This is a genomic window from Chryseobacterium rhizosphaerae (genome assembly GCF_003385455.1).
GTDB lineage: Bacteria > Bacteroidota > Bacteroidia > Flavobacteriales > Weeksellaceae > Chryseobacterium > Chryseobacterium rhizosphaerae.
The window spans coordinates 22,456-46,391 of the sequence record NZ_QNUF01000035.1 but is presented as its reverse complement, the minus strand read 5'-3'; the positions used below and the strand labels follow the sequence as shown (position 1 = coordinate 46,391).

The window sequence follows — 23,936 nt, the reverse complement described above, 5'->3', positions numbered from 1 at the left end:
ATCCTTTTTATGCCACTGCGAAAAGATTTATTTTATTGTATTGATTATGGATTTTATTACAACTTGGTATTTTTATTTTTCACTATTAATTTCTGTAGCCAAACAAAGATATTGCAGTAAAGCGACAGAACCTGTCGTATATTATGCTTCAAACAATAAAGAGCGGAATCATCGAAAATGTTTAACTAAAAAACGCTGAGAAAAAATAAATGTTGGATTCATACTTATTTTATGAAGAAAATGACAATCCAATTGGAGTAAATGCGTAGTTTTGTAACTTATCGGCGGTACTGCCTCAAACTATCTAAAAACTATTTATACCCTTGAAGAAGATCCTAAGCTCAGTCTTTATAATTTTAGCCTTTATAAAATTATATTCACAAAATACGTACGTATTTTTCGGCTCGTTTAACCGTGATAAAACCACTGAGGGGATTTATGTATATGAACTGGATACCATCAAGGGGAAATTATCAAAAGTAACCTCAGTTAAAGGTATTTTAAATCCATCTTTTCTCACCTTATCTCCTAATGGAAAATATGTTTTTGCCTGTACAGAAAGCAAAACAAAAAATGCCGGCAGTGTAAGCAGTTTTGCGTTTAATCCTATGGATAAAAAGTTAACTTTCATCAACAGTCAGAAAAGCGGCGGGGAAAACCCGGTTTATGTAACGGCTCATCAAAATGGAAAATGGTTAATTAACGGAAATTACACAGAAGGAAGTGTTTCTGTTTATCCTGTTCTGGAAAATGGCAGTATACAGCCGGCTGTTCAGAATTTCCAATTTTTGGAAGGCAGTATCAATCCCGGAAGACAGGAACGCTCTCACATCCACTCCACTGTTTTTTCACCCAATTTTGATTATATTTTTCTTCCGGATCTGGGAGCAGACAAAATCAGAAGTTATCATTTTGAAAATGAAAAACATAAACCTTTATCACCTGCAGAACCTCCTTTTACACAAGCTGTTTTAGGAAGCGGCCCAAGACATCTCACATTCCATCCGAACGGGAAATATGCCTATTGTATTGAGGAAATGGGTGGCGCTGTAAGTGTATATGGATATGATAAAGGAAGATTAGCCCCTATTCAGAGAATAGATACCCATTCTGAAAAATTTAAAGAAGATTTTGAAAGTTCTGATGTTCATATTTCTCCTGACGGGCTTTTTTTATATGCTTCCAATCGCGGTGTTGAAAATAACATCGCCATATTTTCAATTCAAAATGATGGGAAACTGAAAACCGTAGGCTATCAGCCGACCAAAGGGAAACATCCCAGAGTATTTGCCATTGACGAAACCGGAAAATTCGTAATTGTAACCAATGCCCAAAGTGGAGATGCTTTTGTATTCAGAAGAAACGCTGAGACGGGACTGTTGAAAAAAGTAGGAAAAAGAGTAAAAATAAAGGCAGTCTCTTCAGTCCAGATCAGGAGATATTAGCTCATCTGATCATTCGACAGGCTATTTGCCATTGATTAAACAGGTTGATTTTTTTCTTTTCCCTATTTTACAAAAATTATTATTTAAATTATAAATTCAGGCTGAGATTTCCGAACTTTGCCCGGTATTTAAAATGCACAGAAACTGACACTACATGGAACATGATCTAGAAATACCGGTAACCTATAAAGGCCAAGAACTTCTTTTCACCGGACGCCTTGCCACCTTCACTTATGGTTATAAGCTTTATGTCAATATCAATGGTACTGACGTAGTCTTTGAACGGGATGATGAGGGTAATCTAAGGGCTATTGTTCCTGATAATTCTTCAAATCCAATCCCAGAAAAGGGACTCATCGAGTCTGTTATTGATGTTTTTAAAGAGCTACAGGTTTTATAATCTCGCTATTCTTCCAGCAAAATCAGTGAGTCATTTCTGTCTTATAGGCTTTAAGGCTTAAACCTTTATGTCTTTTGAAAAATTTATTGATATGGCTTTCATCGGTGAATCCAAATTCATCAGCAATTTCATGAACTCTTTTATCGCTGAAAGATAGCCGGTGCTCTATTAATCTGATTTTATAAGAAGATATATAATGCTGTATAGATTCATCACAATGTTTTCGGAAATAGCTTCCAAGATAGGTTCCTGACAACCCAAATTTTTCAGCAATTGCCTCCACCTTCAACAACTTAGGGTTTCTGATGTGCTCCTGGATGTAATCCAAAATCTGCAATATGCGGTTATCCGTATGAGATGATATATTCCGGGGCCTCATAACGGCTATGTTTCTGGCGGCAATTACAATAATGGCATTCACCAGATGACGGGTAAGATCTTCATTATAAACAGATTGGTATTCTGTAGTTTTTTTCAGATTCTGAATCAACAAGCCAACCATCTGTTGATCATCCTTATTCACCAGCACTGAACCGGACAGATGAGATGCATAATATAAAAGACATTCGATATGGTCTATACTTTTCCATTGGTATTCTCTGATGTATTTTTCATCAAACCGGACGACCATAAACTCACAGATTCCTTCCAGATTAAATTCATGGCAATCATTAGGAGTGATCAAAAATAAGTCTCCGGCAGAATAGGCAATTTTATTGCCATTCACGACATGATCTCCAATCCCGGAAATAACATATACCAACTCAAAAAAGTTGAACTGCCTGTCACGCAAAGGACATTGATCGATTTTTTCATAAAATATTTCAAGAGACTGATAGATATTTTCTTTTGCCATGCTGTAAAGATACCCAAACAAGCTTAAAATATACCTGTTTTTATGGCTTTTTCCAGTCTATTTTTGCTCAACAAACAATATGATATGTTAGAAAAGATAGATCCGTATCTATGGGAAGCCATTGTCAACGATCCTTATCATAAGATCAATTATGAAAACCTGCTGATCCATAATCCTGCAGAAATCAGAAAAGAAGAAATGAATATTTCATTACAAACGGAACCACCATTATTGCCCGAATTACTTTCCGTTGAAAACATCTATATCCCGTCTTCTGATCATTCGGAAAATATTAGGTTGAGAGTATATAAACCAAAAGGAAAAGAACATCTACCCGTGTTCTTATACTTTCATGGGGGTGCATTTATATATGGCACTCCTGAACAATATGATTTTCTGTTTTTTAAACTGGCCATAGATAGTAAAGCTGTCATTGTCTCAGTTGATTACAGGCTTGCTCCGGAACATCCTTTTCCTGCAGGCATGAAAGATGGATATGATGCATTGCTATGGCTTTCTGATTTTGCAGATCAAATAGGTGGTGATAAACATTTTATCATGATCGGCGGAAGCAGTGCCGGAGCCACCATTGCAGCATCTATAACCCATTTAACCAGAGATCAGGGCAAAACACACATACAGCATCAGTACCTGCTGTATCCTCCTATGAGTACTCATCTGGAGACCCCATCTATGCATGAACTGGCCAATGCACCCATGCAAACCAGAAAGGCAGCGGAATGGATGTGGAAACATTATTTACAGCACAATTTAACCCTGCCACCACTCTATTCCGTTCCGTTACTGTCAAAAAAGTTCAATGATCTTCCTCCTGCAACCCTTATTGTCTGTGAAGCAGATCCCCTGAAAGATGAAGGTAAGGAATATGCCCAGCATCTGAAAAAAGCAGGAGTTGAGGTCAATCTCCTGGAAATAAAAGGAGCTGTACATGCTTTTGATTTTTTCCCGTGTCCTTTATCGGATGCTTTTTATACTAAACAAGTTGAATTATTTAATCAGATTTTATACCCCGAACAATGAAAAAAATACTAGTCATCAACGGACACCCTGATCAGGAAAGTTTTAATACAGCTATAGCCCGCAACTATGTGGATTCTGCCGAAGCTACCGGAGCGGAAGTCCGGTATATTGCCATCGGAGAACTGGATTTCAATCCCAACCTTCAGTTCGGTTACCGGAAGAGAATGGAACTGGAACCCGATTTACTCAAGGCACTCGAAGATATTCACTGGAGTGAGCATCAGGTATGGATTCATCCCATGTGGTGGCTTGGTATGCCTGCTGTAATGAAAGGTTTTTTCGACAGGGCGTTCCTTCCCGGCATTACTTTTACAAGAAATAATAATGGAATCAGCGAAGGATTACTCAATGATAAAACAGGAAGAATTATTACAACATCGGGAGATTTGTCGGAACATGAATACAATGAAATATATCAGTCCAGTGGGCTTATTCAATTAAAAAACGGCATTCTGGAATATTGTGGATTATCTTCTATACAGGTTGATTTTATAGGCCCTTTTCAGGATATTAATGAAGATAAAAGAGGAAAATGGCTCGAAAGAATAAGAGATGTGGCCAAAACAGATTCTGTTCCACTAAAAAGAGAGGCTTAGGCCCCTCTTTTGTTGGCATATTCGTTATTCCTGTTTTTTTATTTGTTCTTTCATCCTATTAAAAGAAGAAATCAATTATTGAAATAATGATTATTTTCGGTACTGTTTTTAACGGTCTTTGTTGTATCCATCATTTATAAGAAAGGGACAACAGTATCTCCGATGATAATACCTTTTAAGTAGAAAGACTGATATTCTATAGTGCTAATTCCAGACATACTTCTATTTCATCAATATATCAGAAAGGTTTGACAAGGCAAACAATTCCGAATAAGATAAGCAAAATACTTATGATCAAAAAGATAATCTTCTCAGTGGTAAAACCTTGGCTAAATCCATAGTTTTGATCATAATACACCATCACCTCAGACTTTTCAATATCTTTATCAACACTACTGCTTTTATCTGTAAACTTAATGAGCTGATTTTGATAATTAAATTGAAAGACAGGGTAATACAAATAGGTAAACCTCTTGTTTTTCACACTGTCAGTCCCAATAATATTTGCTTTTGCTCTGGTTCCATAAATTATAGGTAAAGAAGATTGATATAAACTAAATAGTAAATAACCCCCCAATAACAGGACAATAACTCCAAAACTATTTTTTATTTTCATCTAAAAGCTTTTTCAGTTCTTGGACAATATAGACACATTAGCCATATATTTTAAATATGCAAAAAAAATACAATTAAGAATTTGCTCCCTTTATTATGTCAAACAGACATATTTCTATATCGATTTGAATAATAAATTGACACTATAAAAAATATATTATATAACATATTAATAAAGTATCCGTAATTATATCCGGCAGGAAATATTTCAGTGCCTAAAGAATGTCTTGAAATACTTATTATTATACTAATCACTAAAAGTCCCAACCAAAAGATCATGAAACATCCCGTATTTCCTTTTAGACTATCTATCACTTTCTTATCTTTTATAGAATATGAATAAATATAATTGGGAAGCCATGAAGCTACAGTAAATACCATGGCTAGATTATACGAGATGAAAAAGGGAAATAAAGTGAATACCAATAATGCACAAAAAAAATAAATAGCTACAAACTTATTTTTGCCTTCTTTCTCATTTTCCTTATAGGTAAATAAAGGAATATTCATCAGCAATAAGAAAAACATAACCCAAAAATTGAAGAATGAAAATTTTTCTACATTCCTGTTTTCGAAGAACATATACATATTAAAAACAGCCCAGAGGAAGTTGATTCCCATTTGCATATATGCAGGCCGGGTCAAAGGCATGGCTTTCCCTTTATTTTCCTGATATTGTTCCTGAACTTTCTTGAGTTCTTCTTGTAGCTTTTTATTTTTATTAAACATGCCCTATCTGATAATTTGCAGGCTTTGAGTTCCTTTTGGAATATATAATAACATATCTATAAATGTTTTTCTATTCATGCCGGTCTTATCAATATCATCATATCCCAGCAAAGATTCGCCCCGGTTAAAACCATCTTTTGGTTCCAACCTAACCATCCTATTATTACCATAAAACTTCATTACATAATTTTCGATCGGGTAAACATTTTGTGAATATATATCTGATTCAGCTCTTGTTGTAGAAACAGATTTGGCTTTTCTACCCTTGGTTGACTGAAACTTTGTAATTACATCTTTGGGAAAATACTCTGCACAGTACCATTCATTATCAGCATTTAAGATGTCTTGGTTTGTCTTCATGTTCTTCTTATTTTCTTGTGCGCAAGCAAAAAAACAAAATCCAACGGATGTGGAAAATAATATTCTCATTTTGATTTGAACAAAGCAATAATTCCAAAAAAAATAAAAGCTAAAGAAATAATAGAAAAAACAATCTCTATAGCAGAAAAGCCTCGACTAATACCATATTTTTTACTGTAATAAATGTATAATTGAGTGTTCACTACGTTGATATCAGTAACACTATTATGATCTCTCACAGTAATTCTTTTATTAAGATAATCAAATTGAAAAACTGGAAGATCATAAATTATCTTTCTTCCATTTTTTTTATATTTAGCTTCAACCTGCTGAACTGCAATAATTGTTGCTTTAGTTTTAGTTCCAAAAACTATCGGTAAAATAGCTTGATAGACTAAAAAACCAATAAAAAGTCCTATAATAACCATTATAGCTCCAAATATTTTAAATATCATACACAATTAATATATTTCTAGTTTGGTACTCCCTTTAGGACGGTACAGATATAAAACAAGATAAGTTGTAGTTATCTCATCATCACCTTTTTTCTTAAATCCACCCCAAAGTGATGACTTCTCATTGTTAATTTTTTCTAAACAAACTAATTTTCCATTACCATAAAAAGACATTTTATAATTTTCGATGGGTTTCAAATCGAAGAATTCTAAATTAGAATCGGTTCTGAATTGATAATCATCATCCCATCTACTCTTAATTTTTTCGGAAGAAAGATAAAGTTGTTGTGCAAACCTTTTTTCTCTTGTATAAAGAACATTGGCCAGATCATCTTTTGAGCCTTTTAAATAAATATTTCTTATCTGATTATATTTTGAAACTACTTCTTTTTCTAATTGTTTAAGTTTGTCTTTATCTTTGGTATAAAGAATTTCGGCATTTTCTAAAGTGTTAATTTCGTATGGTACATTTGCTTTAAACGTAAAACTATCTTCAAAAGAAACATTTCCATTATATGAAGCAACTTCTTTACCTTCAATTATTTTTTGAGGAGTTGTATAATTTTTAATTTCTTCTTCATCCCCCCAACTATCATCTTTATTTTTGAAAGATTCTACAATGCTTATTTGAACTCCTGAATTTCTGTTTAGTGATGAATATAGCGAGTTTGTTTCTTTGTTAAATCCAGGGGATAATCGAACCGTTATTTTTTGCAACTCTTTTTTCGTAATATCCCAGTTGAGCGGAAAATATGATCTTGAAAGCCCTCCCCCAGAATTATCTTTATATTTAATAATGGGAATGTCATTGATTAGAATATCGAAAGAACAATCATTTGTTGAAATATATGCTCCATATTGCGGTTCGCTATCAAAATGCTTTATTTCACTTCCGATAGAATAGATATCTTTTTGGGGTTTCATAGTTTCTTTATTTTGTTGACCACATGCGGTTAGAAAAAAAACAACGAAAACAAAAAATATTTTTTTCATTTTAATTTGAATTTGAATAAAGCAACTAATCCCGCAGATATAAAAGCCAATGAAATGATAGATAAGACAAGTTCAAAAGCAGTAAAACCTCGACTAATACCATATTTTTCACTGTAATATATCTTAATTTTAGTTTTGACTTCTTTTTCCGTACTGTTATGACTTTTGTCCGTTAATTGCATAGTCCTGTTTTTGTAAATAAATTTAAGGATAGGATAATAAGAGTAACTTGGTTTATCAAATTTCTTATATTTATCTGTGACTTTTTCAATATCAACAATTGTAGCTATTATCTTCTCTCCATGTAGCATACGTGAAAAAGATCCTGCAACTCCGTAAGCTAGAAATCCCCCAATCAAAATCAAAGCGATACCAAATACTCTTATGATCATCATCAGTATATTTCCAACGTTTTACTTCCTTTTGGACGATAAAGATACATGATGATATAGGTTGTAGTTCCTATATCTTTGTCTTTTCTCTTGAACCCTCCCCAAAGTGCAGACTTTTTGTTATTTATTTTTTCCAGGCAAACAAGTTTCCCATCAGCATAAAAGGTCATTTTGAAGTTTTCTATAGGCTTGAGGTCAAAAAACTCTAAGTTAGAATCTGTTCTGAATTGATAGTCATTGTCCCATCCACTTTTTAATTCTTGAGGTGTGTAATACATCTGTTGTGCAATTCTTTTCTCTTTTCCGTAGTTTACATTTGCCAGGTCATCTTTTGTACCCTTTAAATATATATTTCTAATTTGATTATATTTTGAAAGAACTTCTTGTTGTAATTGTTTAAGTTTATCAGTATCGTCAGTATAAAGCTTTTCTGCATTATCTAAAACAGATATTTGATATGGAACTTCTAGATTAACAAAAACGGTCTCTTCATAATATGGTTTATTAGGATATGGAAATCCACCCCCACCTTTCCCATCAAAATCTTTGAACGGTGTTTTGAATTCAAACACAGTCTCATCTTCACCCTTTAATTCTCTCTCTATACTAAATTTAACACCTGCATTTAATCCCAAAGTTTTCTCCATTTCTTTTGATGCAGAACTATATTTAGGATACATTCTTACTGTTATTTTCTGTTTGCCAGAGTTTGCTATGTTCCAATTCATTGGTAGAGAAGTTGCTCCAACACCTCCACTGCTTCCAAAAAATTTATATAGAGGTATATCATTTACAAGTAGATAGAAAGAACACTCACTGGAGGTGAGTATAAGTTTGTACATTGGTTCTTGGGGGTATTTCTTGATATCTTTATTTAAAGAGTAGATGTCTTGGGTTGTCTTCATCGTTTTATTTTTTTCTTGTGCACATGCAGTTAAATATATCATAAATACTACTAAAAAATATCTCATTTTGTAAATAATTTAATTAAGTTATATATAATTGGACTTTATCTCCGCTAGAATTTTCAAATCTTCCTTCATATTCATGCATTAGTACTAGGTCAAAACTTCCTTCTATGCTGTCAGAAAAATATTCTCCTCCATCAGTGTTTTCCACTTTATAGCCTGCTTCTGCAACTCCGGACACGATTAAGCCGTGGAAAGTCAAGAGGGGGTCTATGAAAAACCCTTTTTCATCTGCCTTTATTGCACCCGAGAGTGTTAAACCAGTTTTTACTTCAAAAGCTGCATTGGCATACGCAGTGACACTTCCAAAAATATAAGAGTTTGCTTTCTTGGAAAATTCTATTTTTCCTCTAATCTCAAGTTTAAATACACCACTGACAGTAAGAGGACTGTCGTCTTCGGAATCTTTTGATAAGGAATTTTGATTGAAATTTGTATTACCACTAGCTGAATTATACATGAGTTTCCCTTCAATCTCCAATTCGCCACTCAACTCCATTTCTAACGTAATCTTTGGACCAACACCTGCGGCCTCTGCGACATCAATAACAGTAATTATTCCCCTTGCAATTGGATGAGCTTTTTGTGCTAAAGCTAAAAAATCCATAGTTATTGCCGCTCCAATAAAAGGTTTTGCCATTACCTGAATTTCACCAACGATACCAACATAGTTTGTATTGATATCTTTTGGACTCTCGGCATACCACGAACCCAATATAGCCAATGAAGGAGGAATAATATCTATTGAACAAAGCGGACGACCTTTAAGCGCTTCTCCAATGTTTTTTAGTTTTTCTCCTGCGTCTTTTTCATCTATTTCTCGAAACTTTTTATCTAATTTTTTTTGTGATTTTTTCTTCCCGTCTAAGATTAACTCAACAGTATTCTTAACATCTATAAGTTGCTTAACAAGATTAACATATCTTTTATAACTAGCAGAAATTTCGATTGCTTCACCGGGACGATCATATTCAACATTTAATGATAAAACTAAATCTGACAATCCCGAACTTATATTTTCCTTAAAATTAAATAAATCTGGTCTGTCCTTTTTATGTTCCTTTTTTGCCTTTAAACTTTCTTTATTGTACTTTTTGCTTTTTGCCTGTTGTTTAGCCTTTTTCGCTTCAAGTTTCTCTATTAGTTTTTTTGCATTTTTTTTGTTCTCTTTTTTTGCTGTCCTCAAGTTTTCTCTTGCATTCTCAAGATCAGCATCAATCCTAGAGATTTTACTTTCAATCTCTTCGGGTTTGTACTTGTCATCTAGTTTTTCAACCTTCACCAAATATTTATCATATGCATCACCTCGCATTTCATTAAATTCTTCAGGATCACAATCGTATGCAAACTGTAAAATCCATTTTATATCGGGATATACTTGTATATTTAATGTTTTTTGCGGATAAGCGCAAGTATGTAATAATACAGGATAATTTTGTACTATAGCTTTTCTTGTAGGCCATATATACTTTATTAAAGAACCATTATATTGATATCCAATATCTAGCACAATTTCTGTGTCGGAATTTGGATATCTTCCTATTTTTCTTTCATCTTTAAAAGTTGTCGTTTTACTGGTACTGCTTATTCCAACGGATCCTTTTACGCTTCCTCTTGTGGTTGAATGAGTTGCATTGATTTCATTATCATCATTAGTATCACCGTGACCTTCTTCCTCCTTCTCGAATGTCATCCTAAGGTCTTCAAGTTTAATAATATCGTCTCTTATTATTAAATGCTCATCTACTTTCGTATTCTCTTCAACCACTACAGCTTCTTGTATAAGAGATAAATCTATTACTTTCTTTTCATGGTCATTTACTTTGTCTCCATCAAAACTACATTCTACAGTATTTGAATCTAAAGTTATTTTAACATTTCTTCTGGCTTGTTTATGTCCAGCAATAACCGGCATATAAAGTTCAGTTCTTTCAGAGTTGTTTTTTTTAGAATCAAAAATAATTATTTCTTGATTTTCATTGTTCTTTCTATCATCCAGTTTGGCATAACTTCCTTTAATTACATCATATCTGCAATGATGAAAAGCTTCAAAATTGGTCTCTACATTATCTATAAGTACTGGTTTATTTCCAGATTCAGGAATTTTGATATCCGGAGTAGAACTAGCTGATATTTTCAATGTAGCGGCGGCCATTTCCTGCTTTTTCCCATCATAATGGATCGTGGGAACTACTGTAATAATTCCTGTTTTCCTCATACACCAGGCAGGATCAATATAAAGGTTCAACACAGCCTTTTGTACATTCAGATAGTCCTGTTTTTTTCCACCCTGGTCATTTAACAAATATCCGGTTACAGCTTCTGCTGGCGGTTTTATGCTATTAGCATCCGAGCAGTCATAAATTTCCACCTCGGTAAGAAATAAATCTTCTGACTCTAGAATGTCATATTTTGCACCATTTGTCTTTGAGGGCTCTTCATTTTTAGTTTTACTTGCAGAAACCTCAATACCCCAGGAATAAGAATTTGCTTTCAGGATCTCTCCATTTGCTTTTAGTTCAACACCGATATTTTTCCCATACATACTTTGTGTATAAATATGGAGTTGTACTTTACTGCCCGATGCTACCGGGCCTTGAATTTTAACAGGATTTTCAGAATCTTTAAACCCATACCATTCTGCTGCCTTTACGGTAGAATTTTTAGGTGATGTGTGAATGTAAATTCCATTTTTAGGACTTCCCGTAGGTTTTCCTTTTTCCCAGAAAGGTTCTATCCATGCGAATCCACCTCCATAAATATGGCTATCTAAAGTCATATCAGACTGTACTGGTCCTGCTTCTAACTTTTCATTTCTCCCCCCAGGTTTACTGCTTCTTGATTTGGCAAGCTGCCAGGCCCATACAATAGATTTACATGTCTTCTCCAAAGCATCAAGTGCATTTTGATGTTTTTTTATTTCTGAATCTTTCTGTTTTTTTATTTTATCTGCTTTTTCTCTTGCAATTCTAACATTATTGTCGAGACTTACCTGAACATGGGTTGCTTCTTTCCCATTGTGTTTCTCCATCTTTAGCCAGTTACCTCCTTGCTTGTAACGTTTGTTAGCTTCATCCAGATAGTCATTGGATTGTTTGTCCAGCTCAGCATCAATTTTATCTTTTTCCTTTGTGATAAGGTCAATTTTATCTAGTATTTTTTTCTTTTCCTCCTCATATTCTTTGATACTCACCGTAAATTTCTGTCCTTCCTGGATGGTCAACGCTCTGTATTGCTCATTAAAACCAGTATTTCCCTGAGGGATAATAATTGCTGTTAATTTGGTATTATTAATTTCCATAGGATGACATTAGTTTTTAACGTTTAGCATATCTGTTTTTCGGATATACTCATTAGGATTAACGAACGGAAATAATTCAGCTAAAACCTCTTTATCTGCATTCTTCACATTCTGTGCAGAAGCTCCCGCAGTCTGCCCATGATTGATAATCGTAATACAATCCGGACCTCCCACAGGGCATGTTGCTTTGCTGTCTTCTAAAAGTGCTTTTCCATTATTATCCTCCAATGTAATTTTTTCATAATAGCCACTCCACTGGGTAACCACTGCCTGGCAGGGGCTGTTATTCATTTTTTTGCAGGATCCAAAGGTATTTTTCTCAAAAGTAGATCCTATGTCTACATGGGTAGCCATCAGTTTATTGCTTCCATCTTTTTCATTGATATAGCGTTGACTCTGCGTTTTTACGGCGAGTTTATCAGGAGTTGTCCCAAACTTGCACTGGCAGGTGGCTCCCTGGCAAACTAAATGTTTCGCACTCATGGTATATTGTGTTTTTCTGTTTCTTCAATATTACTGTTCAAACAGCTGAAATTCAATCTTATATTCTGTGCTCCCTTCAAAAGTTGAAAGAGAGCCTGTGATTGAAAATAACTCTCTGGTTTCTTTGTTCAATTTGTACAGAAGACTAGCTTCTCCTTTCTTACCGTTTTTATTGAACGGGGTTTCTTCTTCCATCCCGGCTAATTGTACGGCTATTTTATTTCCTCTTGTATATTCTCTGCTCAATATACATTCTGTATTATATCCGATTTCCTGTGACAGCCCCGAAAAATAGATCTGTAAAAAATCTTTTTTCTGAAATTGAGGATATCCCTGATAAACCGGCAGGAAGAATAGCTTATAAAATATACTCATGTCAAACCAATCTTTCTTTAGGTTAATATCAGTATATACCGTCTCCATTTGTTCTAATAGCTGATCTGTTGTCTCAGACTGATAATAGTCCTTCAATTTTAGGCTCTCTGTTTTCCAGCGTTTGGCTATTTCTTCATGATTGATAATGTTGTCAAGTCCCCCATTATTTTTTATTGAAATCTGCAACGGATATAAAATCTGTTCTGCTTTTTCAAACAGTTGCTCTATCATTTTGTCGATTCCCTGATTGTTTACATAAGTTTTTTCCTTAGTGAGTTCAATCTGGGAGGCTGTTCTTTTTACTTTTATTTTGTAGTGAATCTGTAGATCTTTAGGTAAAAATCTAATGATCACTCCGTATACTTTCTCACTGGAAATGGAAGGAATCTCCAATACTGCACTTTTCAGCAATTTTCTGTCTCTGATTTCAAACTTATCAGAAGGGATATAAATGTATTCCACATACTTAGGCAGTGATAAGGTCAATAACTCCTGAAGACTGCAATATTGATTATGAAAACCAACCAATTCTTCCGGAGTGAGTTCATACTCTCCGGAAAGTTTTTTAAGGTTCAGAATTCCTTCTATCTTTACCTTTGTATATTCTTGTTTTGCTACACCTTTCATTCCTGTTATTCTACTGATCCACTCTGTATTCGTTTTCAGTTGCTGTCGCTCCCTTTCATTATATTAGTTAATCAGCTCTCTTAGTATTATTTAGAAGAATTTTTCGTCATCAGTCTGATTGCTATTTTAGTACTGTTCCAAATCGGAAAAGCTTAAATCCTGGATTTTTGGCAATGCATTGACTTTTATCAGTTTTTTCTTTTTATTTAAAAGTTTATCTGAACCTGTTACTTGTTCATACTCAATTTTCGTTTTTGCGATTAAATCGATTTCCGTTTCAAAAGTGGTGTCTTTTCCATCCCATAATACCCGTGATATTTTGATCAATTCAAAATTATTTTGCTTCAACCTGAATTCATAGGTGCTTTTTCGATCTTCAATGTCGGTAAGCATTTTCAATTTACCTTCTTCAATAAAAAAATCCGGAATTACATTACCATTATGTTTTCCATTCTTATTAACCGGATATTGGCTTTCAATGATTTTTGTGGAAGAAACTACTAATTGAAGTTTCTTATCAGGCTGAGAGAGGAATATTTGCAGTCGTAATGGTCTGGTCTCATCTTTCAGATCCATTTCTACCATGATCCTGTCATTCTTTTTATCCTGATTCAAATCACCCTCTTCTTTTTGCACCAGAGACGTGTAATTGTCTTTATTAATCGTTTTTTGTGAAAATACATCAGTATTTGCTGTAAGGAATAGTAAGACGGTGTATGCTGCTATTTTTTTCATAATTCATTTTTTTGTTCATCAACAAAACTTTGCCACTGGGATCGTATTACTTATCCATCAAAGGATTATCTATTAATGCGCTGGCTACAAGATAAATAGAAAAAAACAACCACATTATATAGAGTATTCCAAAAAAAATAATAATCCGGCTTACATATAAAACCCAAGTCTTTGTTATCCTTTTTATAAGAACAGTATCTATAAGAACAAATAAAATACTGGTGGGTATGCTTATTATTAAACCAAATTGCTTAATTATTTTCACAATAAGTTTTAAATTAATTGATTCAACAAGAGGACTATAGGCAAATAAGAAGTAAGCTGTCACTACCAGATTTGCTATTAAAAAAACCAACAGAATCTTACCAATACCTTGTGTTATACTTTTCATATTTATTTCTTTTTATATCCGGGATTTACCCCTGAACTGAATGAGTTTCTTAACCCATCTTCAACTCTCTTCCACAATTGGGTATGGCTTAAACTATGGGATGCCATGGCTAAATAAGAAACAGAGCCCGGTGCTTTCATAATAGCATCTTTAAATTTCTCTTCATCCTTTTCAGTAACCAGGCCAGCATGGTATTGAGTTACAAATTTTGAATACACTGCTAAGTTTTTTCTCAGTTTTGTAACTTCAGTATCTAATTTGCCAAAAACTACAGGCTCAATAGCATAATCAATTGTCCGTACAACAAAAGTTAACATGCTGGGTTTAATAAACTGGCTTAATAACCTCATCAGCAGGTCTTCTAATTCACGTTTATGTACGGCACCCTGTACTCCTTTTAAAAAAGCAGTAAATTCTCCTTTTTTATTTCTGGAATTATAGGGGTCACTTTCAAAAATAGGTACATCTATAATAGGCAGGCTTTTTGTTTGTTTTTGGGGCGTCCATGAAGTTTCATCAATACTATCCGTGATTCCTTTATTTTCTCCAAATATCCCTGCCAATAAATTCAATAAGTAACTGTCTTTCGGACCGGTCGTAATGGCTAAAAGAATATTTAAGACTTGTAAACCTTGTGTCAAGTTGAGATTTTTCACCCACGTAGACTTGTCATAACCTCCAGCAATCGAAGAATAATTTTTATGAACATCAGAGGTCCATTGCTGAAGACTATTTAAAAGATTAACAAATGAAGCTTTTTCTTTCTGCAGGTTTGAATTTTCGATCTTCAGAGAGTTGATATACTTAATAAACTCACCTACTATAATATTAAATCCTAAAAAGCCTTTTGCCGTTTCCCGCCATGCTAAGGTTGCTTTGTTTTTAAAATCCTGCCAGATCAGACTTTTAAAATAGGTCATAATAATATCCTTATCGACACTTTTAACCATTTTTATACCTGCTTCAAATCTATCCATTTGAAAAGACTTCAGTAAGCCCTCCATATTGGTAAGGCTAAAATCGGCAATCAATTGTTGAGTCAAATCATAGTCATTATGTACATTAATGATTTTACATCCTTTATGTAATTTGGCATGATTCAGCTGATGTTTCTTTTGAAAAAAAGGAGTCGATAAATAAGTGATACTTTTAACTTTCCATAATTTTGGGAATTCTGTAATCTTACGGGGTTTCAAAATAGCAGATTTTGCGATCATTTCCTTACTGGAAACAAGTTCTGTAAATTGATTAATGACATTCCCACCATGAGAATGGCCGATTAAATGTAAATGAACCTCCTGATTTTTCCAGCCCGGATATGTTCTTAATAATACATCAAATAATCTCTCAGAGGCTACGATTCTTTCCTTAGTGTCGTTGTCACCAGACCAGCTGAAAAATTTACCTTCAATATGCAGATCGTGAAATTGAGGTTTAAGTTCCTTGAGTTTATTCCAAAGATTGTTTAAACTCTCTTCAGTTTCTTTTTTGGTTTTCTCATCATAATACTTCCAATATTCTGTATTGGCATGATGTTTTTTCCCTTCAGTATTGATAGGATCCGTTGTTCCGGCTACAAACATCACAATATCAATAATTCTACCTTCTCTTTTAGGTGGGTCTTCAGGCTTATCACCAAAATGTTTTCCGTTTTCAGAGGTTGTTATGAGCTTTTTGGATGAAGAATAGGTCATTTTACCGACATACTCAGTATGCTGCCCGCCAATTTTTTCAATAGAATCACCTCCTATGATACTTATCTTCGCAATATTATCGTTTGACATATCCTAATTCATATTGGTTTTCTCATTGGATTGTCCGTTAATTTCTGTCTGAGAATGAATTTTATGATCCTTCTCACTATGAATTAACCGCTCTCCTTTCACTACTTTCTGACTATCCAGTGCCACTTCACTTTCTTTATTACCTTTAATAAATTCCATCATTTTCCCCACTACATTGGTCATGAAATTCCCTCCTATCGATACATTTTTAATCGCTCCCACGGTTTGTGAATCATTCATGGTAATACTTTCTGTTTTGTTCATTCCCACGATGTTGCTCTGATCTGCCCCCACATTGGTATTCATATTTTGTCCTACATTCACGGTAAGATTTTGTCCTACATTGAAGGTCATATTTTTAGGAGCAGTCACGGTTATATTTCCTTTACCATCCATTAAGTAGGAATTTCCACTCGGATCTTCAATATAGATGCTTCCTTCGGTATCGTTAAAAATGACTTTATTTCCACTTCTGGTCTGGATAGACTTGATATGATTGTCTACTCCGCCGCCTAATCCTACCTGGCCATGAAACATCCCTCCCATTGCAAAAGGAAAATCAGGATGGTGATATTCAAATCCTACCATCACCTGGTCTCCCACTTCAGGAACCGCTACAAATCCTCTGTTCTGAGTAATCTGATCTGTACCTCCTGCATCTGGGCTCATCATGCGGATAAATTGGGTCGTATTATTTTTTTGCCAGTCAAACTGTACCTGTATACGGCCCTGGTTCAAAGGATCTGTATTGGAAATTACAGTGGCTACCTGAGGTTCTGCTTTAGGCACATGAAACTCCGGACGGGGAATAAATCCCGTATCTGCCGCAATAGCTTCAAAATGTCCGTCATAATATCCACGGGCATCTACTTCATGAATTACTTCAGTGAGCATCAGTTTCGTAAAATAGGAAGTATCGTTGGTATCTGTTTTCCGCATTTCAAGATCTACAATACAACCAGGATATAAAAACGGAACGGTCATATACCCCGAGGTAATAAAGACCTGTGCTGCTTTACTCCCCGTTGTTCCTTTCTGGGATGAATCAACATCCATAAAGGTTGATGCATTGATAGGTGCTATTCTTAGCGATGGTGTTTTAAAAGTATTTTCAGAAATTTCGTATGCTCTTCTGGCAATATCTGAAGTATGGTTCACTTTGGAAGCTCCGGTAGTCAGTTTTTCATGCTGGCTGCTGTTGTACCCATAAAATGTAGGATTTACGTGCTGAGCTTTCATTTTGATTTTCACATCGCTTAGATTACTGCCATATACAAGCTTTACTGGCTTTTCCTGTGGAGGAAGTTTTCCAAAGTGAAGAATCTCACCATCATAGAAAAACTGTTCCCCATATGCTTCTGCCATTCTTGCAAGATAATTATAATGGGTTTCTTCATATTGTGAACTGTAAGGAACATTCCCATAGCGGGCGTCTACCCTGAAATCAAACTTTTCCTGCCCCAATCCTTCTTTGATGACCTCACTGGCAATACTGTTCAGACTCATTGGCTGTCCCCCTCCAAAACTCTGGATATGAGGTGCTGCATCTAAAAGAATAGTAGGACTAAAGCCTGTAAGGACAATATTCCCCAGACTTCCTTTTTCCTGACTGAATCCTACTTCTGTAATGACTCCCACAAAATTTCGTTCAGGGCCCTGTTCAACATCTTTATATCTAAAAATAACCGTAATTCTTTTTCCTAAAAAGCTTTGAGCTTCTTCAAGATTATGGTTTTCTGCGCTTCCTAACGTGTCATGGGCAAGAATAAGATCAAATTCATGATGTTTAACAGCACTTTGTGTAAGTTTAAAATGTTTGAAGAATTTAATAGGCTTACCCTCAACAAAGATTTCAAGTTTTACCACCCTGTTTATCCCGGCAACAGCATTCTCCGGGATTCCCTGTGCATTAAATATTTTGGAGGTGGGTTGCTTTGACCATACTTTATCTTCCGTAACCGTAGGATTATTGGTATGTAAAGTTTTTCCCATGAATTTAGATTCTCTATCCTGGGCAGATTTTACCTTGTCAGAAATATTTTCTTTATTTGACCCCAGTGCAGGTTTAGGCAGATTCTCATTAGTTTTTTTGAACATGATATAATTTTTTTTGTGTTTATCTATTCCGGTTAAAACCAGAATTAAAAAGCCAGCTTTCAAACAATAAAAACAACTCTTTCGTCTCTGGATAGTGTTGTTCTTTCCTACCTTCAGTAAAGCATAAAATCAGAAAAGAATTAATTTAATTCATCCCGTCTAATGTTACTAGTTATCAACAGGTTGTTTTTCTATAGATTACAATCTTTTGAGTCTTTACAAAGCTAATATATCACCATAAAAAATCACGGCAAAATGAAATAGTACTTATTTGAAAAATTGTAGTAGTTCTACGATTCTTATCCAGGATTTAAAATATTCAAATTTTACACAAAAAAAGGAGACCAGCCCGGTCTCCATCCTATTAATAATGCTTTTTTATTGAATTAATTAAGCTCTATAAACAAGTCTTCATTAGATCTTCTTACTCTTTCCAGCTTCCCCCACCAATCGTTTTCTTCATCTTTATATCCTAATGCCATCATAACGCTACTCTTTAGTCCTTTTTCCGGCAAATTGAGCAAATCATCTACTGCTTTATTATCAAACCCTTCCAACGGTGTGGCATCTATTTTCAGATCTGCAGCAGCCAATAATCCAAATCCTAATGCAATATAGGTTTGTTGCGAGGTATTCATAAAATGCTGATCTTTTGTTTTCTGATCCAACATCTCCAATAAATTTAACCGGTAATCATCTGTTGCACTCGATGGTAAGTTTCGAACTTTATTGCTAAATTCAAAGAATGAATCTACCCGTTCCGGAGTATATTCATCCCAGGCTGCAAATACCAGTATGTGAGATGCCTCTACAATCTGTGGCTGCTGGAAGGCAATTGGCTGTAGTTTTCCCCGCAATTCTTTATTGGTAATTACAAGAACCTTAAAAGGCTGCAGACCCGAACTTGACGGAGCCAAACGAATGGCTTCCAAAATTTGCTCAATTTTTTCCTTTTCTATTACCTTCCCGTTATAGCTTTTAGTTGCGGATCTCCAGTGTAATGCTTCTTTTAATGACATAATCTTAGTGTTTTATTAATTGTACCTGTAAGAATACCGGCCGTATTCTTATTTTAATGGGACAAAGTTACCTACTTTATAGTATCATTATACCACCTGTTACCCTTTAGTAACCAGTTACCAAAAGGTAACCAGGTGGGTTTAATTCCAGTTTTATCATCTGATTTTCATATCTTTGTCCTATATCTTTAGCGATGAAAAAAGAAAAAAGAAAAAATAGAACTCGATCTGCAATGTAAAAACCATATTCGGGGAGTAAGGGATACAATCTATTTATTGGATGGAAAATGGAAGACCATTATTATCAGCCACCTGTATTATATTGGAAAAATGCGTTTTATGGATTTGAAAAGACAGATAGACGGAATCGCCTCCAAAACTCTTTCAAAAGAGCTCAAAGATCTGGAAATGAACAATCTGGTAATCCGGACACAAAACAACACCATGCCTGTAAGTGTAGATTATGAACTGACAGAATTTGGAAAAAGCCTTCACAGTATTATAGATACTATGGGAGAATGGGGCATAAAATACCGGAAAGAATTATGGCAGGCTACTCATTAATCCGCTTTATACATATCCTTATTATTCGATCACTACATAATTAATTTTATCGACTCCCGTATTCCCGTTTTTCTCATAATAAGCGTATAAAATCAGTTCATAATTCCCCGCAGTATTGATTACCGTATTTCCTTCAAACAGGTTGGTTGACACTAAAGACATCTCTACATTTTTCATAAATTTACCGTCTTTTTTAAGAATTCCCTTCACCTCTATTTCGTCAGAATTCCATATCCCGTTTTTGTCTATTACACAGCCGCACATCATAACAATATTAGCCTGAAATGTAAAGGGTTTGTTTTTAATTGTATTCAGAGGAATATACTGATGGGTTCTGGGTTTAAGAATATCAATAATAAAACCCGGGATTTCCAGAACAATACCGTCTCCCAAAATATGCTTGCCGGGAATCAGCCATAATTCAGTGCTTACCGTAGCCTGAGCCTGTTTATTGTTTAAAGGAGAAATCACTTCAATGTTAACAAATGTAGGTTCATCAATATCCACAGAAGCCAGAAAGCCGGCTGTTTGGGCATCGGCAATTGAGTTTCCTCTTATTTTAGGATTTTTCATGATCAAATCTGTATTTCCAGTACTTCCAACCGTATTTCCTTCTGCGAGAATCTGTTGGTTTAGCTTATTTCTGACGATGATATGAGCTCCGCCAAGTGAACTTCCGATAAATTTGGCATCCCTTGCTTTAGCTCGGATCATTATTTTCGTTTCCGCAGCAGAGATCATAAGGTTAGAAAAAAGAAACGCTGCGATGAGGATAAATACTTTCATGATTATAGTGATTTTAAATATTCCTGTTTAAATCTATTATGAAAAGGATTGTCTTTCAGTTCCTGGTCTATGGTATCCAGGTACGAAAAAATGCTAAGATCTTCTGATAAAAGTTTTAAAATAGCTTTTTCACAGCTATCCCATATTTTTTCAAGCTGGGGAAGCATTTCAATAGCTTTGGGTGATAATGAGATCATTTGTTTCCGTTTATCAATACTGTCTTTGGTGATGAGCAGATAGCCTTTCTCCGTCATTTTTTTTACAATGACTACTACAGAGGGATGAGAATATCCCAGCGGTTCCGCTATATCCGTAATAGAAATCTCCCCCCTTTTTTGCAGCAGCATAAAAACAAGATACCAATTGGGCTCTACATCAATTCCAAACTCTTTATAGAATTTTCTTACATCATGAGACATCCGGTCGCTTATTCTTTTCAGCCGGCTATCAAAAGCTTTGTATCCCAGCTCTTTAATAAAGTCAAAATCCATTGAAAAAATATTTATAGTAAATATATAAAAATATAAAGTTAACTATATAGTTAACTTTATATTTAATAAACAATTAACATAACACAATGGTTACCTGTTATTTATAATTTTTCCTGAATGCTCCGGGCGTAAGTCCTCTGTGTTTTTTAAAAAGCTTTGAAAGATGGCTTTCATCACTGAACTGGAGCTCATAAGCAATTTCACTTAAGCGTATACTGCTGTATTTTAAATAGGTTTCTACAAGTTTAAGTCTGTAATCCAACAGATAATCCTGGTAGGAGATCCCCGTTTGCTGTTTAAAATATTCTCCGAAATAGTTTCCTGAAATCCCAAAATGGTCTGCAATAACCTGAATTCCTGTCTTTTCTCTGTCTTTTATATTCTGCTGAATATAGGTAATGATCTTCATGATGGAAAAAGCTTTCCTGTTTTCCTGAAGGTCTGAAGTTTCACTCTGAATGATATTGCGGGCAATAAGGTTGAGTAGAATTGAAATGCAGTTACGGATGATCAGATAATCATCTGCTTTATTTTTGAATTCATTGGCGATTTGGAGAATAATAGTTTCGGCAAAATGTTCATCGTTTTTGTTACGGAACACACATCCGGCTCTTGCATGGTAATTATTACTGATATACTGGAGTTTATATAAGTTTTCACAGCTTTCAATACGGTCTGCTTCAAGGCGTATCTTATCAATAAATTCAATGGGACACTGTATCAGAATGAGTGCTGCATCACTACTTGCAAAATGGTAAAGTTCCTGTTGGGGAATGATGAAAAGTTTACCTGCAGAAAAACGGATACTGCGCTCATCATAGGTCAAATCTCCTTCTCCTTTTACAACATACACAAAGGAAAGAAAGTCTTTTGTTTTGAAAGAAAGCGCCTTCCCTTCCAACTGCATTTCCTTTACTTCTATTCCTTCAAGATGTAAACTTCTCATTTTTTGAACTTAATTTTCCTCCAAAAGTACAATTTTACCATAACATCAAGAGGTTAATTTTGCATAAAAAAATATGAACATCTATCCCAAACGATGGCAGGCATTAAATTTTCTGATCGCAGGAGCTTTTCTTTCACCATTGGATTATTTTATTGTGAATATGGCATTACCTTCTATAAAAGAGGCGTTCAGAGCCAGCGACCATCAGTTGCAGATGGTAGTGGCTATTTACGGACTTACTTATGCTGCATTGGTTGTTGTGGGCGGAAAATTGGGGGATATCTACGGGCGGAAAAAAATTTTTATGCTGGGGTTGTATACCTTCCTCTTTTCTTCCCTTGCCTGCGCATTTTCCCCCAATATTACCTTATTGATCTTTGCCAGATTATTCCAGGGTTTTGGGGCTGCTTTGTTGGCGCCACAGGTTTTAGCTTCCATAAAAATATTATTTGATAGCCGGGAACAGCCTAAAGCGGTCAGCCTTTTCAGTTCTGTCTTTGGATTGGCTTCTGTAATTGGGCAACTGCTTGGGGGCGTACTGCTGAGTATGCATTGGGGGCACTTCTCCTGGGAGCTTGTATTTCTTGTCAATGTTCCGGTTACCATCATCTGTATCGCCGGGATACATTTTACGATGGATAATAACCACAATACAGACCAGATGGGTATTGACTATAAAGGAGCCATGATATTGATCTTAGCTTTATTAATGCTTATCTGTCCTTTAATCTTCGGACAAAAATTTCAATGGGCCTGGTGGATATTTGGGATTATATGTACAGGAATACTTTCACTGACATTATTTTTAAAATATGAAATAACCTTACAGCAGAAGGGACATCCGGTACTTATAGACCCTACATTACTGCAGCATAAGCCCTTTGCATTAAGTCTTTTAATCATATTCTTCTACAACTTCACTGCCGGCTTATTTATCTGTTACCCTTACTATCTTCAGCAGTTTTTACATCAAAACTCTATGCAGACCGGGCTTGCCATTGTTCCCTATGGAATTGCTTTTTTCCTGGGTCCCTTGATTTCAGCAAGAGTAAAGCTCGAAACTCATAAAATGATTTATATAGGGCTAGGATTACTGATGGCAGGTTTTATTTTTAGTGCCATTACCTTTTATTTTCAGCAAAAACCTTCTTATATAACAAATGTCACCTTATTTTTAGCAGGATTGGGACATGGAACAATCATGCCTGTTATGATGCGAACAGCCATTTCCCTGACCTCCAAAGATAAAGCAGGACAGGCATCTGGGCTCATCAGCATAGGAATCCAGATAGGCAGTGTAACCGGAGGAGCCGTTATTGGTACTTTATTTTTCAATTTGACGGACTCTCTGGGGTTTCCCATAGCTTTTGCTGCAGCCATTGCTATGATTGGTATCTTTCAGCTAACCGGAATACTCATTACTGTCAGATTAAAAAAGTATATTCAATGGTCTTAAAGAGATCAACACATTTTTAAAATAAATAATA

The 23,936-nt window shown here is 35.0% G+C and carries 26 protein-coding genes; 7 read left to right on the top strand and 19 right to left on the bottom strand.

Annotation, left to right across the window (positions count from 1 at the left end):
• The 3 genes from DRF57_RS24035 to DRF57_RS21095 form a co-directional block, all read left to right on the top strand.
• A partial coding sequence (locus DRF57_RS24035) for a hypothetical protein (RefSeq protein ID WP_206607211.1) occupies nucleotides 1-199 on the top strand: 199 nt, incomplete at its 5' end.
• A gap of 124 nt (nucleotides 200-323) precedes the next feature.
• A complete protein-coding gene (locus tag DRF57_RS21100; RefSeq protein ID WP_174772374.1) occupies nucleotides 324-1,445 on the top strand; it encodes a lactonase family protein in 1,122 nt (373 codons plus the stop codon).
• 154 nt (nucleotides 1,446-1,599) lie between these two features.
• On the top strand, nucleotides 1,600-1,845 hold the full coding sequence (locus tag DRF57_RS21095) for a hypothetical protein (RefSeq protein WP_047496059.1): 246 nt from the start codon (nucleotides 1,600-1,602) through the stop codon (nucleotides 1,843-1,845).
• A gap of 22 nt (nucleotides 1,846-1,867) precedes the next feature.
• Here DRF57_RS21095 and DRF57_RS21090 read toward each other — a convergent pair whose 3' ends face one another.
• A complete protein-coding gene (locus DRF57_RS21090) occupies nucleotides 1,868-2,701 on the bottom strand; it encodes an AraC family transcriptional regulator (RefSeq protein ID WP_047496062.1) in 834 nt (277 codons plus the stop codon).
• Between the two features lie 84 nt (nucleotides 2,702-2,785).
• On the opposite strand from DRF57_RS21090, the gene DRF57_RS21085 reads away from it, so the two are divergent.
• Both DRF57_RS21085 and DRF57_RS21080 read left to right on the top strand, forming a co-directional pair.
• On the top strand, nucleotides 2,786-3,742 hold the full coding sequence (locus DRF57_RS21085; RefSeq protein ID WP_115920706.1) for an alpha/beta hydrolase: 957 nt from the start codon (nucleotides 2,786-2,788) through the stop codon (nucleotides 3,740-3,742).
• On the top strand, nucleotides 3,739-4,338 hold the full coding sequence (locus DRF57_RS21080; protein ID WP_115920704.1) for an NAD(P)H-dependent oxidoreductase: 600 nt from the start codon (nucleotides 3,739-3,741) through the stop codon (nucleotides 4,336-4,338). Before DRF57_RS21085 ends, DRF57_RS21080 begins: the two co-directional genes overlap by 4 nt.
• A 238-nt stretch (nucleotides 4,339-4,576) precedes the next feature.
• Here DRF57_RS21080 and DRF57_RS21075 read toward each other — a convergent pair whose 3' ends face one another.
• The 15 genes from DRF57_RS21075 to DRF57_RS21005 form a co-directional block, all read right to left on the bottom strand.
• Entirely contained in the window at nucleotides 4,577-4,954 is a 378-nt protein-coding gene (locus DRF57_RS21075) for a hypothetical protein (RefSeq protein WP_115920702.1), read from the bottom strand.
• A 98-nt stretch (nucleotides 4,955-5,052) separates the two neighbouring features.
• Nucleotides 5,053-5,682 carry a hypothetical protein gene (locus DRF57_RS21070; protein ID WP_115920700.1) on the bottom strand — a complete coding sequence of 210 codons (630 nt, stop codon included), beginning with the start codon at nucleotides 5,680-5,682 and terminating at the stop codon, nucleotides 5,053-5,055.
• A 3-nt stretch (nucleotides 5,683-5,685) separates the two neighbouring features.
• Nucleotides 5,686-6,042 carry a hypothetical protein gene (locus DRF57_RS21065; RefSeq protein ID WP_115920698.1) on the bottom strand — a complete coding sequence of 119 codons (357 nt, stop codon included), beginning with the start codon at nucleotides 6,040-6,042 and terminating at the stop codon, nucleotides 5,686-5,688.
• A gap of 65 nt (nucleotides 6,043-6,107) precedes the next feature.
• Nucleotides 6,108-6,497, bottom strand: coding sequence for a hypothetical protein (locus tag DRF57_RS21060; RefSeq protein WP_115920696.1), 390 nt, complete (start codon nucleotides 6,495-6,497; stop codon nucleotides 6,108-6,110).
• A 6-nt stretch (nucleotides 6,498-6,503) separates the two neighbouring features.
• The gene (locus DRF57_RS21055; RefSeq protein WP_115920695.1) at nucleotides 6,504-7,490 is read right to left on the bottom strand and encodes a hypothetical protein; all 987 of its coding nucleotides are present in this window, start codon (nucleotides 7,488-7,490) and stop codon (nucleotides 6,504-6,506) included.
• Nucleotides 7,487-7,885 carry a DUF3592 domain-containing protein gene (locus tag DRF57_RS21050; protein WP_115920693.1) on the bottom strand — a complete coding sequence of 133 codons (399 nt, stop codon included), beginning with the start codon at nucleotides 7,883-7,885 and terminating at the stop codon, nucleotides 7,487-7,489. Before DRF57_RS21050 ends, DRF57_RS21055 begins: the two co-directional genes overlap by 4 nt.
• A complete protein-coding gene (locus DRF57_RS21045) occupies nucleotides 7,885-8,853 on the bottom strand; it encodes a hypothetical protein (RefSeq protein ID WP_123863369.1) in 969 nt (322 codons plus the stop codon). The genes DRF57_RS21050 and DRF57_RS21045 overlap by 1 nt, the downstream gene beginning before the upstream one ends.
• 16 nt (nucleotides 8,854-8,869) lie before the next feature.
• Complete coding sequence (locus DRF57_RS21040; protein ID WP_115920689.1) at nucleotides 8,870-12,151, bottom strand: hypothetical protein; 3,282 nt, start codon at nucleotides 12,149-12,151, stop codon at nucleotides 8,870-8,872.
• 9 nt (nucleotides 12,152-12,160) lie between these two features.
• A complete protein-coding gene (locus tag DRF57_RS21035; protein WP_084084494.1) occupies nucleotides 12,161-12,634 on the bottom strand; it encodes a DUF4280 domain-containing protein in 474 nt (157 codons plus the stop codon).
• A 30-nt stretch (nucleotides 12,635-12,664) separates the two neighbouring features.
• A complete protein-coding gene (locus tag DRF57_RS21030; RefSeq protein ID WP_115920687.1) occupies nucleotides 12,665-13,636 on the bottom strand; it encodes a hypothetical protein in 972 nt (323 codons plus the stop codon).
• Between the two features lie 126 nt (nucleotides 13,637-13,762).
• Nucleotides 13,763-14,371 (bottom strand): hypothetical protein, encoded by a 609-nt coding sequence (locus DRF57_RS21025; RefSeq protein WP_115920685.1) that lies wholly within the window; start codon nucleotides 14,369-14,371, stop codon nucleotides 13,763-13,765.
• A gap of 46 nt (nucleotides 14,372-14,417) precedes the next feature.
• On the bottom strand, nucleotides 14,418-14,762 hold the full coding sequence (locus DRF57_RS21020) for a hypothetical protein (protein WP_115920683.1): 345 nt from the start codon (nucleotides 14,760-14,762) through the stop codon (nucleotides 14,418-14,420).
• A 2-nt stretch (nucleotides 14,763-14,764) separates the two neighbouring features.
• Nucleotides 14,765-16,546 carry a hypothetical protein gene (locus DRF57_RS21015; protein WP_115920681.1) on the bottom strand — a complete coding sequence of 594 codons (1,782 nt, stop codon included), beginning with the start codon at nucleotides 16,544-16,546 and terminating at the stop codon, nucleotides 14,765-14,767.
• A 3-nt stretch (nucleotides 16,547-16,549) separates the two neighbouring features.
• Nucleotides 16,550-18,643: a type VI secretion system Vgr family protein gene (locus DRF57_RS21010; RefSeq protein WP_081989227.1), complete on the bottom strand. Its 2,094-nt coding sequence runs from the start codon at nucleotides 18,641-18,643 to the stop codon at nucleotides 16,550-16,552.
• 386 nt (nucleotides 18,644-19,029) lie between these two features.
• Nucleotides 19,030-19,662, bottom strand: a complete 633-nt coding sequence (locus DRF57_RS21005; RefSeq protein ID WP_115920679.1) for an NAD(P)H-dependent oxidoreductase — start codon at nucleotides 19,660-19,662, stop codon at nucleotides 19,030-19,032.
• 276 nt (nucleotides 19,663-19,938) lie between these two features.
• Between DRF57_RS21005 and DRF57_RS21000 the strand changes: the two genes are divergently transcribed.
• Entirely contained in the window at nucleotides 19,939-20,226 is a 288-nt protein-coding gene (locus DRF57_RS21000) for a winged helix-turn-helix transcriptional regulator (protein ID WP_228450373.1), read from the top strand.
• 21 nt (nucleotides 20,227-20,247) lie between these two features.
• Here the strand turns inward: DRF57_RS21000 and DRF57_RS20995 are convergent, their stop codons facing one another.
• From DRF57_RS20995 to DRF57_RS20985, 3 genes are all read right to left on the bottom strand, one after another.
• Nucleotides 20,248-21,012: a hypothetical protein gene (locus DRF57_RS20995; protein ID WP_115920675.1), complete on the bottom strand. Its 765-nt coding sequence runs from the start codon at nucleotides 21,010-21,012 to the stop codon at nucleotides 20,248-20,250.
• 2 nt (nucleotides 21,013-21,014) lie between these two features.
• Nucleotides 21,015-21,503, bottom strand: a complete 489-nt coding sequence (locus DRF57_RS20990; RefSeq protein WP_047496101.1) for a MarR family winged helix-turn-helix transcriptional regulator — start codon at nucleotides 21,501-21,503, stop codon at nucleotides 21,015-21,017.
• A 97-nt stretch (nucleotides 21,504-21,600) separates the two neighbouring features.
• A complete protein-coding gene (locus tag DRF57_RS20985; protein WP_084084508.1) occupies nucleotides 21,601-22,449 on the bottom strand; it encodes an AraC family transcriptional regulator in 849 nt (282 codons plus the stop codon).
• A gap of 73 nt (nucleotides 22,450-22,522) precedes the next feature.
• Between DRF57_RS20985 and DRF57_RS20980 the strand changes: the two genes are divergently transcribed.
• Nucleotides 22,523-23,905 (top strand): MFS transporter, encoded by a 1,383-nt coding sequence (locus DRF57_RS20980; RefSeq protein ID WP_115920673.1) that lies wholly within the window; start codon nucleotides 22,523-22,525, stop codon nucleotides 23,903-23,905.
• Nucleotides 23,906-23,936 lie beyond the last annotated feature (31 nt).